The sequence below is a fragment of the Bacillus cereus group sp. Bc031 genome (genome assembly GCF_027716265.1).
Lineage (GTDB): Bacteria > Bacillota > Bacilli > Bacillales > Bacillaceae_G > Bacillus_A > Bacillus_A paranthracis.
Map to the genome: position 1 here is coordinate 24269 of NZ_JAQFUL010000019.1, position 12795 is coordinate 37063.

Below are 12795 nucleotides of genomic sequence, written 5' to 3' on the forward strand. Positions count from 1 at the left end.
CCCCTTTCAAAAAACAACCTTCATAACCCTATTATACGCAAAGAAAAGAGACTCACCAATATAGTGAGTCTCTAAAAAGCATTTTATTTCTCAAGATCTGCTAGACGTTGGCGAACTGCTTCGCGTTTTTCTAGGTAATCTTGCTCTTTCGCACGCTCTCCTTCAATAACTGCTGCAGGAGCTTTCGCTACGAAACCTTGGTTTGAAAGTTTCTTCTGTACACGTTCTACTTCTTTGTCGAACTTCTCAAGCTCTTTCTCAAGACGCGCTCTCTCTTCATCAAGATTGATAAGATCAGCTAACGGTAAGAATAACTCTGCACCTGTTACGATTGCAGTCATTGCTTTTTCTGGCGCTTGTAAGTCCGTTTGAATTGTTAATTCGCTTGGGTTACAGAAACGCTCAATGTAAGAGCTGTTTTTCGTAAGTTGAGCAAGTACAGCCTCGTCTTTTGCTTTAATTTGCATTTGAACTTTTTTGCTCATTGGCGTATTAACTTCTGCACGGATATTACGAACAGAACGAATGATATCAACTAGAAGGTGCATTTCTGCTGCAGCTTCTGCATCTTGTAAATCTTCGCGTACTGTTGGCCACGCTGCTACTGTAATAGATTCGCCTTCGTGCGGTAAATGTTGCCAAATCTTCTCTGTTACGAATGGCATGAATGGGTGTAATAGACGCATTGTTTGGTCTAATACGTAAGCTAAAATAGAACGAGTTGTTTTCTTAGCTGCTTCATCTTCACCGTATAGAGGAAGTTTCGCCATTTCAATGTACCAGTCACAGAAATCATCCCAAATAAAGTTGTATAATGAGCGACCAGCTTCACCGAACTCATATTTATCCATGTTACGTGTTACGCTTTCGATTGTTTCATTTAAGCGAGTTAAAATCCACTTATCTGCAACTGATTTTTCACCAGTTAAATCGATTTCTTCATATTTCATGTCATCCATGTTCATTAATACGAAACGTGATGCATTCCAAATTTTATTAATGAAGTTCCAAGTAGATTCTACTTTCTCCATGCTGAAGCGTAAATCTTGACCTGGTGCACTTCCCGTTGATAAGAAGAAACGCATTGCATCTGCACCGTACTTCTCGATAACTTCCATTGGGTCAATACCGTTACCAAGAGATTTACTCATTTTACGTCCTTGCTCATCACGAACTAAACCGTGAATTAATACATCTTTAAATGGACGCTCGCCTGTAAACTCTAAACCTTGGAAAATCATACGAGATACCCAGAAGAAGATGATGTCATAACCAGTTACTAGTGCATCTGTTGAATAGTAACGCTTGAAGTCTGCTGCATCTTCATTTGGCCAACCAAGTGTTGAGAATGGCCATAGTGCTGAACTGAACCATGTATCAAGTACGTCGTTATCTTGATTCCAGTTTTCAATATCTGCTGGTGCTTCTGTACCTACGTATACTTCACCAGTTTCTTTATGATACCAAGCTGGAATGCGGTGTCCCCACCATAATTGACGAGAAATACACCAGTCGTGAATATTTTCCATCCAACGTAAATATGTGTTTTCGAAACGCTCTGGTACGAACGTTACTTTCTCTTCTTCTTTTTGCTGAAGCGCTACTGCCTTCTCAGCAAGTGGAGCCATTTTTACGAACCATTGTGTTGATAAGTAAGGCTCAACAACTGCACCACTACGCTCACTATGACCTACTGAATGCATATGAGGCTCGATTTCTACTAATACGCCCGCTTCTTGTAAATCTTTTACTAACGCTTTACGGCACTCGAAACGATCCATACCGTTATACTTACCAGCTTTTTCGTTCATCGTTCCATCTTCGTTCATTACTAAGATACGTGGTAAGTCATGACGGTTACCTACTTCAAAGTCATTCGGGTCATGAGCTGGCGTAATTTTTACAACACCTGTTCCGAAATCTTTTTCTACATACTCATCAGCAATAATCGGAATCTCACGGCCTACGATTGGAAGTGTAACTGTTTTTCCGATTAAATGCTTGTAACGATCGTCTTCTGGATGAACCGCTACCGCTGTATCACCAAGCATCGTTTCTGGACGAGTTGTTGCAAGACGAATGTGGCCAGATCCATCTGTTAACGGATAGTTCATATGGTAGAATGCACCTTGAACTTCTTTATGAATTACTTCAATATCAGAAAGAGCTGTGCGTGTTGCCGGGTCCCAGTTGATAATATATTCACCGCGGTAAATTAAGCCTTTTTCGTATAATTGAACGAATACTTTATTAACCGCATCAGATAAACCTTCGTCTAATGTGAAACGTTCGCGAGAATAGTCTAGTCCTAAACCAACTTTCCCCCATTGTTGACGAATGTGAGAAGCGTATTCTTCTTTCCATTCCCAAGCCTTTTCAAGGAATTTCTCACGGCCAAGATCGTAACGTGAAATACCTTCTTCACGAAGTTTCCCTTCTACTTTCGCTTGTGTTGCGATACCCGCATGGTCCATTCCTGGAAGCCACAATACATCGTAACCTTGCATACGCTTCGTACGAGTTAAAATATCTTGAAGAGTTGTATCCCAAGCATGACCTAAGTGTAACTTACCAGTTACGTTCGGAGGTGGAATTACAATTGTATACGGTTGTTTCTTCTCGTCTCCTGTTGCTTCAAAATATTTGCCTTCTAACCACCACTGATAAAGGCCTTCTTCAACGGACATATGATCATATTTAGTTGGTAAATTCTTTTCCGTGTTTGACATTATTTTCCCTCCTTAAAATAAAAAATGCCCCTCATCCAAAAAAGGACGAGGGACATCGCGGTACCACCTTTATTTACAAACAAATTCAGGAATTTGCTTATACTCTTAATTTGATAACGGACAAATCCGTCTTTTCCTAATGAGAACTATTCCGTTCAGAAAAGATGCTCCAGGGCTACCTTCTAACATAACTATCTAGAGAATCTCCCAGCTAATGATTCTCCTCTCTGAAGACGTTTCTTGTTATACTCTTCCCCTTCAAGGCATTTATATGATTGTTAATTATTATATACAATAGTGTAAAAAACGAAACCTTATTCGTCAAGATAAATTTAATACTACAGCTTTTTGAGTAAAAAAAGAAGATAAGTAACATCCTCTACTTACCTTCTTTATCCGTTCCCTTGCTGGGCAGCTTGTAATTGCGAAAGGAAATATTCTATATTACTAACGAGCCAATGCGCTTGTTGCAAACTCTTTACCCCGAGAAGTTCATTTTCCTCATTACGACGCTCTCTTCTTTTCTTATAAGACTGGATTTGCCGAATAAATTGCGATGGATACGTCATATACGCAAACATGAGTAGTTGCTCTTCTTTCGTAAAAGGGAAATTTTTTTGATACATTTGATACCATTCAAACCGATCACTTCGCGCAATTGGATATGTGTTTAAAGACCGAGAATAAAACCCTACAATATCTTGCACAGGTGTTGCAAACTTCGATTTTTCTAAACTAATAAAATAGCCATTCCGTTCATAATCAAATAAAAAATGATTAAGCGATACGTTACCATGTACAAAAGTAATGCGCGTTGTTTCTTTTTCTTTCATTGCATCGTTCCACTCATTTAATTGCTTCGTCGCAAACTCACGCGCCCTCATTACATGATGATAGTACGTACAATATTGCAATTCAAACGGAGACATATACCACTTCGCTTCCGATTCTACAAGAAACTCTTCTAACATCTCTCCATCACTTTCCCAGCGATCGGATATATTTGTATAATGTTTTTCTAAATCCTCTTCTGTATACGTTTCTTCTTTTACCGTTTTTTGATGCAACGTTCCGAGAGTCTGAAACATTTTATGGTATTGATCATTATCCTCGCCGTTCCCTTCCGCACGCTCTAACCAAGGCATTAAATAATAATTATACGTACCGTCACTTAAAATATAATTTCCGTCCGTCGCATGATATATAGGTACATAATTTGAAAAACCTTTCTCCTTTAAATATTGAATATGATGCAAAAAGTTATTCCGCTCTAACTTCCTGCCTTCTATTTTCTTGAGCGCATATGGACCTTGATTCGTATAAATTTTCGTCACACTTCCGTGCTCTTCCATATGCTGCGTATCCAATCTATATTGCCTTACAATGGGTTCATAACGATTTCGTAATTCCATATCCATACGAATAACCCTTTCTATTCAAAACATAGCCTTTAGAAAAATAAGTGAGTGAAAACACTCACTTATTTCGCTTTTGCTCTTGAAACAGGAATATAAATAATTTGTCCTGTAGTTAAATATATATCTTCTGTTTGATTGACACGGTATAAGTTTTGTACAGATGTTTCATAACGTTCTGCAACAGATTCGATCGTATCTCCTTCTTGCACGAAATACATTCTTAACTTTGTAAATTCTTCTTCCGGTTCTTTCGTAAATAATTTCGTTAAATAAAGCGCATTTTCATCTCGCTGTGAATACGTTTCTTCTTCTTGCTCTTCTTGTTTTTTCGCTTTTTCTTTCTTGAAATCTTTTCGTCCGAACAATTCAAATTGCGGCGTTGTTTCTTTCTCCTCTTCATGCTCTACAAATTCATGTTCTTCTATTTCCTCTTCTTCTACTTCCTGCTCTTTTCTTTCTTCTAGTTGGAACGGTTCAAACGCGTAATCTTCCCACTCATCTGATTCCTTATAAGCTGGTTCTTCTACTTGCGGCGTCGGTCTATTTTCATCCTCTTGCGCTGAATCAACTTCCAACTCAGCATACGCCGTTTCTTTCTCTTCCTCTTCATCCTCGATGCGTTCTTCATCACATAATCCTGTAATAGATATATCCGCTAATAATTGTAAGCAACCATTTTCCTTTAATTCATAATCAAATTCCTCGATGGATACATATAGTTCTTCAATTACTTTCACACGGTTTCTTGGGATCGATATTTCAAGCGGAAAGGAATGAACAAGTTCATTAACCCCATCTTCTCTCGTTTCTACATAATTAATTGACTTCGCTGGCGATAAATCTCTTAATGAATAAGCTGAATCATCTTGCCTTGCAACATACTCTCCCGTTAAATCTAATTGCCCTCTCACAATAACCTCATGATCAAGCTCTTCTATCTCAACGTCTGGATCTAACGAAATTGACAAAAGTTCTTCGACTTCCTGTCCTTTTTGGAACCAAACAGATTCTTTTAATGAAAAACGTAATGAATGATCTGTTGCCACTTCTTTTCCCCCTCCCAAACTATATGTCATTACAGATTTATGTACGGAAAGCTGACTTTATGAATAAAAAAAAATCGCTCTCCTTACGGAGAGCGATTTTCTTTATTCAATTAAGCTTTTAATTTTGACATTGCAATTTCAGCCGCTGCAATCGTCGCTTCAATATCAGCATCACTATGTGCTGTCGATAAGAATAAACCTTCGAATTGAGATGGCGGTAAAAATACCCCTTGTTCTACCATTTCACGATAGTAAGCCGCAAAGAACTCTAAGTTTGAAGATTTTGCTGCATCGTAATTAATAACTGGTTCATCTGTAAAGAAGATACCAATCATAGAACCCGCACGATTGATATGATGTGGAATGCCATGTTTTTCAGCCGCTTTACGTAAGCCAGCTTCTAACATTTCAGCTTTACGCTCAAATTCTACATACGATTCTGGCGTTAACTGTACTAACGTTTCATAACCTGCTGCCATTGCTAGTGGGTTACCTGATAAAGTACCTGCTTGATAAATCGGTCCGCTCGGTGCAACTTGGCGCATAATTTCTGCTTTACCACCGTATGCTCCTACCGGTAATCCACCACCGATTACTTTACCTAAACAAGTTAAATCAGGTGTTACACCGTAATAACCTTGTCCACAATTATAAGCAACACGGAATCCTGTCATTACTTCATCAAAAATAAGCAATGCGCCATTTTGCTCTGTTACTTCACGAAGACCTTCTAAAAATCCTGGTTGCGGAGGAACAACACCCATATTCCCTGCTACTGGTTCTACAATGACACAAGCAATATCATCACCGAATTGTTCGAAAGCGTATTTCACACTTTCTAAATCGTTATACGCTACTGTAATCGTATTTTTCGCTACACCTTCTGGTACACCAGGGCTATCTGGTAAACCTAGCGTTGCTACACCAGAACCCGCTTTAATTAATAACGAGTCACCATGACCGTGATAACAACCGATAAATTTCAAAATTTTGTTACGCTCTGTATAACCACGAGCTAAACGTAGCGCACTCATTGTCGCTTCTGTTCCAGAGTTAACCATACGCACAATCTCAATTGATGGAACACGCTCAATAACAAGTTTCGCTAATTTATTTTCAATTTCCGTTGGAGCACCGAAGCTCGTACCTTTTTCAGCAACAGCTTTTAAAGCCTCAACAACACGATCATTTGCATGACCATGAATTAACGGACCCCATGATAATACGTAATCGATGTATTCATTTCCATCGATATCATATACTTTAGAGCCTTTTCCACGCTCCATAAACAACGGATTCATACCGACAGACTTAAAAGCACGAACTGGGCTATTTACGCCACCAGGCATTAAATCTTGAGCCTCTTCAAACGCTGCAATCGACTTATCAAACTTTTTCATTATTTAGCGCCTCCTTCTTGTAACCATCTTGCTGCATCTTTCGCATGATACGTAATAATTAAATCTGCTCCTGCGCGTTTCATACTAATTAATTTTTCAAGTACAACTTCTTTTTCATTAATCCAGCCATTTTGCGCTGCCGCTTTAATCATTGAATATTCACCGCTTACGTTATAAGCAACGACTGGTAAATTAAAGTTATTTTTCACATCACGAACGATATCTAAGTAAGAAAGAGCTGGCTTTACAATTAAGAAATCTGCCCCTTCCATTACATCTGATTCTGCTTCACGGAATGCTTCCATGCGGTTCGCTGGGTCCATTTGATATGTTTTACGATCACCAAATTGCGGTGCACCATGCGCCGCATCACGGAATGGTCCGTAAAATGCTGATGAATATTTAACAGCGTACGACATAACTGGTACATGTCCAAAACCATTTTCATCTAATGCGTGGCGAATTGCTGTTACGAATCCGTCCATCATGTTTGATGGCGCAATAATGTCCGCTCCTGCTTTCGCTTGGCTTACAGCTGTTTTTGCAAGAACTGCAAGAGACTCGTCATTTAAAATAATACCATCTTCAATTACACCGCAATGACCATGGCTTGTGAATTGGCATAAACATGTATCCGCAACTACTACTAGATCAGGGAATTCACCTTTAATTTGCTGAATCGCACGTTGCACAATTCCATGATCACAATATGCTGATGATCCAACTTCATCTTTTTCAGCAGGTAAACCAAATACAATAACAGAACGAATACCTAAATCAACAACTTCTTGCATTTCAGCTTGCAATAAATCTAAAGATATTTGATATACGCCTGGCATAGAAGGCACTTCATTACGAACATTCTCTCCTTCTAATACAAAAATAGGGTAAATAAAATCTTCCGTATGTAAAAACGTTTCACGCACAAGCGCACGCATGCCTCCACTTTGTCTTAAGCGACGATGACGATTAAATTGTAAAGAGTTCATAGATTTCTATCCCCATTCTTTTATTTTATAGATTCACAAACACATTGTAGTAATGCTTCTACAGTGTACTCTTTCGGCATAATAATATGCGGAAAATAAAGGCTCGCCTCTTTTTCCGTAATAGGCCCTATACAAGCAATTGTACATTTTTTTGTCCATTCTCTCCAGTTTGTATCCTCAAGTAAACGAACAAAACTAGTAACAGTGGAAGGGCTCGTAAATGTAATAATATCTACTTTCCCTACTTCTAACGCTTCTATAAGCTCTTGCTTTTTCTCTACATTTTCTTTCGTACCATATACGATAAGCTCATCTAGAGAAACACCCATTTCACGAAGCGCAACTGGAATTACGTCTCTTGCTAAATTCCCTTTCGGAAATAAAATACGTTCGTTTCCACTTAATCTTTTTACAAACTCTTCTGCAAATACTTCTGCAACAAATGAAGTTGGAACAAAATCCACTCGATAGCCTCGCTTTTCTAACTCTAACTTTGTTTTCACACCTACTGCAGCAATTTTAGTCGTTACAGGTAGCTTCTGTCTCAAACGATCTAGAAAAAAAGCTACCCCATTTTTACTCGTAAAAATAACCCAGTCATACGAATGTAACTGCCCTGCTATATGTTGAATTTGCCTATGAGACATACCTTCCATACGCAAAAGCGGAATTTCCAATGGAATTCCGCTCTTTTTTTTCACCGCTACACTCATTTGTTTTGCTTGATGCTGGGCACGTGTAATCAATACCGTTTTGCCAGCGAGAGCGTTCATATTTATTGTTGCCCCTTATTTGCAGCAAGAATGAGTTCTTTTGCGCCTTGGTTAATTAAACGGTCCGCAGCCTCTAATCCTACTTTCTCTGGATCAGTTCCTACTACTGTCTCTTTCAATAAAACCGAACCGTCCATAGACCCGACAAGAGCTGTTAATTCGATTGCATCGTTTTCCGTAAGAGTTGCATATCCAGCGATTGGAACTTGGCATCCACCTTCAAGTTTATGAAGAAATACGCGTTCTGCTGCCACTGTTTTTTCTGTTACTCCATCATTCATATGAGCTAACAACTGCAGTAAATCTTTATCATCCTCACGACACTCAATCGCTAATGCACCTTGTCCTACAGCAGGTACACATAACGTCTCATCTAAATGTTCTGTAATAACTTCATTATCCCAGCCCATTCTTTGTAATCCCGCTGTCGCTAAAATAATTGCATCGTAATCTTCTTCTTTTAATTTGCGTAAACGTGTGTCGATATTTCCGCGAATCCACTTCACTTGTAAGTCTGGTCTCGCAGCGAGTAGCTGTGCACTACGTCTTAAACTACTCGTACCTAAAATAGCGCCTTCTGCTAACTCTTTAAACGACGCTCCGTTTTTTGAGATAAAAGCATCACGAGGGTCAACACGCTTTGGTGTACAACCAATCATTAATCCTTCTGGAAGTACGGCCGGCATATCTTTCATACTATGTACAGCCATATCAATTTCTTTCGTAAGTAGCGCATGTTCAATCTCCTTCACAAACAAGCCTTTGCCACCTACTTTTGAAAGAGTAACATCTAAAATTACATCGCCTTTTGTGACGATTTCTTTCACTTCAAATTCATATGGTAAACCTAGCGCTTTTAACTGATCAATAAACCAATTTGTTTGCGTTAATGCTAATTTACTCTTTCGTGACCCTACAATAATTTTGCGCATAATTTTCTCTCCTCATTATAAATACCAAAAGTGGAAGTTGGATAAACTGCTTAATAGAAAAATATTAATTAGCATTACGAGAAATGCTCCGATGTTCCACTGCACGATTTTCTTCCCTTGCAACACATCTGCCGCTCGTAAATATAGGCCAGCACAATATACAAATAGAACGACAAAGGACCCGATTACTTTCGTATCATACCAATGGAAATTGTCCAATTTTGTATATCCCCATATGCATCCTAATAAAATAGCTAGTAAGAAAAATGGAACAGAAAATAAATTTAATCCGTAAGACATCGATTCTAGCTTCGGTAAATTCCCTAACCTTCTTAATCTGGCATTCCATTTTTTCTTTTTTAATAGGCGATATTGCAATAAATACATAATAGAAAAAATGAACGATACAGTAAAAGTTGCATAAGAAATAATAGCCATACCGACATGTACATATACAAGCTCCGAAACTAATTGCTCTGCAAGTATCGGCGACATCTTTCCAAGCGGCGTAAAAATAGAAAAAGCGCTTACGCCAAATGCAACAACATTTGTAAAAAAGACTAAAAAATCGATTCTCATAAATCGATTAATGACTAACGACATCGTAATCAATAGCCAAACATAAAAATAAATACCTGATAATAAGGTTAAAAGGGGGTTCGTTTCTGAATCTGTAGCTCTAAGCAACATAAAAATAGAATGCAGAACCCATACAATCGAAAGTAACCAAAAAGCAAATCGGTTCGCCTTTCGGTTACTTTGGAAATAATCTATAAAATATAAACTAATGCTACAAGCATATAAAATAATTGCAATATGATAAATAATACTGTTATTTAAAAAACTCATCCGATCATCCTTCCAAATTATAAAGATGGAACGGATGGTGTCCACGCTCTTTTATGTTCTACTTCTTCCGCACGACTCTCTACGTCTTCCATTTCTAAATCGAAAATCTTTGCAAATAACGCTAATTTTTCGTCTGCTCCCTCTTCAGCAGCTATTTCTTTCGCTACCAAAATTGGGTCTTTTAATAATTGATTAATAATACTTTTCGTATGCTTACTAATTACTTTTCTCTCACGATCACTAAGATTCGGTATTTTTCGTTCCAGACTTTCCATCGTTTCACTTTGGATAGCAAGTGCCTTATCACGAAGGGCTGATATTAACGGAACGACACCAAGTGTACTTAACCACGTTTTAAATACAACAATTTCCTCTTCAATCATAAATTGAATTTTCTCTGCTTCTTTCAAACGCTCAGCACGGTTCGCTTCCACTACTCCTTGCAAATCATCAATGTCATACAAGAAAGAACCTTCTAGCTCATCAATTGCTGGATCAATATCACGCGGCACTGCAATATCAACCATAAATAATGGACGACCAGAGCGCATTTTCTCTACCTTTGTCATCATCTCTTTCGTAATGACATAATCCGATGCACCAGTTGAACTAATTAAAATATCAGCTTCTAATAATGCACATTGTAATTCACTTAAAGGTTTTGCGTGTCCCATATATTTCTCAGCCATTATTTCTGCTTTTGAAAGCGTTCTATTCATGACTGTTACTTTACGAGCACCACTTCCATATAAGTTTTGTAGTGCAAGTTCACCCATTTTACCAGCACCAAGAATAAGTACGTGACAATCTGTTAACTCGCCAAATATTTTCTTCCCAAGCTCAACAGCAGCATAACTAACAGACATCGCGCTTTCACCAATTGTCGTTTCTGAGTGAGCACGTTTCGCCAATGTAATAACTTGCTTAAACAATTCATTAAAAATTGTCCCTGTTGCTTTTACTTGTTGCGCTTCTAAAAAGCTATCTTTTATTTGACCTAAAATTTGCGTCTCTCCAACTACCATAGAATCTAAACCGCACGTTACGCGGAATAAATGATCGATTGCACCATCTTGTTCAAAAATAGTTAAATATGGTGCGACTTCTTCTATTTCAAGCTGAAACCAATCAGCTAAAAACTTCTTAATATAATACCGTCCCGTGTGTAATTGATCGACAACAGCATAAACCTCAGTGCGATTACAAGTTGATACAATAACATTCTCTAACACGCTCTTTTGATTTTGTAATGTAGTCATTGCTTGCTCTAGCTCTGCTGCCTGAAATGTGAGTTTCTCACGAAATTCTACAGGGGCTGTTCGATAATTTACACTAACAACAAGAATATGCACGCAGCATGTCCCCCTTCACCCGTTTTATCACTTTATCTACTATCATAATACAACTTTCCTCTTATGAATCTGACAATCGTGTGAACAACCGATTATTTTTTTATTTATTCTCCATATGTAAGAAAGGAGATTCAGTAAAATGAATAAAATTTTTCTACTTTATAATGATTATAAATTAATAACTCTATTTGTACGTTACCAAAAAAAGCCCTCATAATCAAGTGATGGAAACTATTCCATATAAATTATAACATCATCTTTCCTATCTTCTTTCATCATGAAGGAAAATATGTATGATTGTTCCAAATTGTAGCACAAACTTTCTCAATACAATGTATTTGACATTGTATTTCTTTTTCGTTATATTGGTTTTACAAAATTAAATTGTGCACAACTTAATTAGAAAGGAGTCATTCATGACAGAAGATTCTTTGCATCTAGATAATCAACTTTGTTTTTCTATTTATGCTTGTTCTAGAGAGGTTACACGCTTTTACCGACCATATTTAGAAGAAATGGGCATTACGTATCCACAGTACATTACTTTACTCGTACTATGGGAGCAAGATGGATTAACAGTAAAAGAAATTGGAGAACGTCTATTTTTAGATTCCGGTACGTTAACACCTATGTTAAAACGAATGGAATCGTTAAACCTTGTAAAACGCGTTCGTTCCAAAGAAGATGAGCGAAAAGTGTGTATTGAATTAACAGAACAAGGAAAAGATTTACAAGATAAGGCTTGTTCATTGCCGACAACGATGGCAACAAATTTAGGAATTACAGAACAAGAATATCGTTCTTTATTAATTCAATTAAATAAACTAATTGAAACAATGAAAACAATTAATGATAGAAAAGGGGAATAAACATGGATAAATTATATACTGCTTCAGTAACTGCTACAGGTGGAAGAAATGGAAAAGTAGTATCAGATGATGGCATATTAAATCTTGATGTGAAAATGCCGAAAGCACTAGGTGGTGCAGGCGGAGAGGCAACAAATCCAGAACAACTATTTGCTGCTGGTTATGCTGCTTGTTTTGATAGTGCATTACAACTTGTCATTCGTACGAAACGTGTGAAAGTAGAAAGTACAGAAGTAACTGCTCACGTTTCTATCGGAAAAGATACAGATGGTGGTTTCGGCCTATCTGCTGTACTTGATGTACATGTCGCTGGCGTTTCACATAGCGAAGCACAAGAACTTGTAGAAGCCGCTCACGGCGTATGTCCTTACTCTAAAGCAACACGAGGAAATATTGAGGTTACATTAAACGTACGCTAAAAGTGTATAAAGAAAAAAA

The 12795-nt window shown here is 37.8% G+C and carries 11 protein-coding genes and 1 other annotated feature; of the genes, 2 read left to right on the plus strand and 9 right to left on the minus strand.

Annotation, left to right across the window (positions count from 1 at the left end):
• Positions 1 to 83 precede the first annotated feature (83 nt).
• The 9 genes from PDQ33_RS10080 to hemA all read right to left on the minus strand — a co-directional run bounded on the left by PDQ33_RS10080 (position 84) and on the right by hemA (position 11488).
• Positions 84 to 2729: a valine--tRNA ligase gene (locus tag PDQ33_RS10080; RefSeq protein ID WP_000072229.1), complete on the minus strand. Its 2646-nt coding sequence runs from the start codon at positions 2727 to 2729 to the stop codon at positions 84 to 86.
• 38 nt (positions 2730 to 2767) lie between these two features.
• Positions 2768 to 3000 (minus strand) — a binding site (T-box leader).
• A gap of 121 nt (positions 3001 to 3121) precedes the next feature.
• A complete protein-coding gene (gene ysxE, locus PDQ33_RS10085) occupies positions 3122 to 4147 on the minus strand; it encodes a spore coat protein YsxE (protein WP_000367001.1) in 1026 nt (341 codons plus the stop codon).
• Positions 4148 to 4209: 62 nt separating this feature from the next.
• Positions 4210 to 5193: a stage VI sporulation protein D gene (gene spoVID, locus PDQ33_RS10090; protein ID WP_270755516.1), complete on the minus strand. Its 984-nt coding sequence runs from the start codon at positions 5191 to 5193 to the stop codon at positions 4210 to 4212.
• Between the two features lie 110 nt (positions 5194 to 5303).
• Positions 5304 to 6593, minus strand: a complete 1290-nt coding sequence (gene hemL, locus PDQ33_RS10095; protein ID WP_270755513.1) for a glutamate-1-semialdehyde 2,1-aminomutase — start codon at positions 6591 to 6593, stop codon at positions 5304 to 5306.
• Entirely contained in the window at positions 6593 to 7582 is a 990-nt protein-coding gene (gene hemB, locus PDQ33_RS10100; protein ID WP_001087058.1) for a porphobilinogen synthase, read from the minus strand. Before hemB ends, hemL begins: the two co-directional genes overlap by 1 nt.
• A 20-nt stretch (positions 7583 to 7602) precedes the next feature.
• Positions 7603 to 8355, minus strand: coding sequence for a uroporphyrinogen-III synthase (gene hemD, locus PDQ33_RS10105; RefSeq protein ID WP_061132101.1), 753 nt, complete (start codon positions 8353 to 8355; stop codon positions 7603 to 7605).
• Positions 8356 to 8357: 2 nt separating this feature from the next.
• Complete coding sequence (hemC, locus tag PDQ33_RS10110; protein WP_001226412.1) at positions 8358 to 9287, minus strand: hydroxymethylbilane synthase; 930 nt, start codon at positions 9285 to 9287, stop codon at positions 8358 to 8360.
• 15 nt (positions 9288 to 9302) lie between these two features.
• Complete coding sequence (locus tag PDQ33_RS10115; protein ID WP_000008993.1) at positions 9303 to 10136, minus strand: cytochrome C assembly family protein; 834 nt, start codon at positions 10134 to 10136, stop codon at positions 9303 to 9305.
• A gap of 17 nt (positions 10137 to 10153) precedes the next feature.
• The gene (hemA, locus tag PDQ33_RS10120; RefSeq protein ID WP_000547851.1) at positions 10154 to 11488 is read right to left on the minus strand and encodes a glutamyl-tRNA reductase; all 1335 of its coding nucleotides are present in this window, start codon (positions 11486 to 11488) and stop codon (positions 10154 to 10156) included.
• Positions 11489 to 11904: 416 nt separating this feature from the next.
• Here hemA and PDQ33_RS10125 point away from each other — a divergent pair, with 416 nt between their 5' ends.
• Positions 11905 to 12357, plus strand: coding sequence for a MarR family winged helix-turn-helix transcriptional regulator (locus tag PDQ33_RS10125; protein ID WP_000133920.1), 453 nt, complete (start codon positions 11905 to 11907; stop codon positions 12355 to 12357).
• Positions 12358 to 12359: 2 nt separating this feature from the next.
• A complete protein-coding gene (locus PDQ33_RS10130) occupies positions 12360 to 12776 on the plus strand; it encodes an organic hydroperoxide resistance protein (RefSeq protein ID WP_000359781.1) in 417 nt (138 codons plus the stop codon).
• Positions 12777 to 12795 lie beyond the last annotated feature (19 nt).

What these genes read in the sequence shown, in the direction of transcription:
- PDQ33_RS10080 (WP_000072229.1), bottom strand. Translation starts at nt 2,729, where the DNA reads ATGTCAAACACGGAAAAGAATTTACCAACTAAATATGATCATATGTCC.
- ysxE (WP_000367001.1), bottom strand. Translation starts at nt 4,147, where the DNA reads ATGGATATGGAATTACGAAATCGTTATGAACCCATTGTAAGGCAATAT.
- hemL (WP_270755513.1), bottom strand. Translation starts at nt 6,593, where the DNA reads ATGAAAAAGTTTGATAAGTCGATTGCAGCGTTTGAAGAGGCTCAAGAT.
- hemB (WP_001087058.1), bottom strand. Translation starts at nt 7,582, where the DNA reads ATGAACTCTTTACAATTTAATCGTCATCGTCGCTTAAGACAAAGTGGA.
- hemD (WP_061132101.1), bottom strand. Translation starts at nt 8,355, where the DNA reads ATGAACGCTCTCGCTGGCAAAACGGTATTGATTACACGTGCCCAGCAT.
- hemC (WP_001226412.1), bottom strand. Translation starts at nt 9,287, where the DNA reads ATGCGCAAAATTATTGTAGGGTCACGAAAGAGTAAATTAGCATTAACG.
- PDQ33_RS10115 (WP_000008993.1), bottom strand. Translation starts at nt 10,136, where the DNA reads ATGAGTTTTTTAAATAACAGTATTATTTATCATATTGCAATTATTTTA.
- PDQ33_RS10125 (WP_000133920.1), top strand. Translation starts at nt 11,905, where the DNA reads ATGACAGAAGATTCTTTGCATCTAGATAATCAACTTTGTTTTTCTATT.
- PDQ33_RS10130 (WP_000359781.1), top strand. Translation starts at nt 12,360, where the DNA reads ATGGATAAATTATATACTGCTTCAGTAACTGCTACAGGTGGAAGAAAT.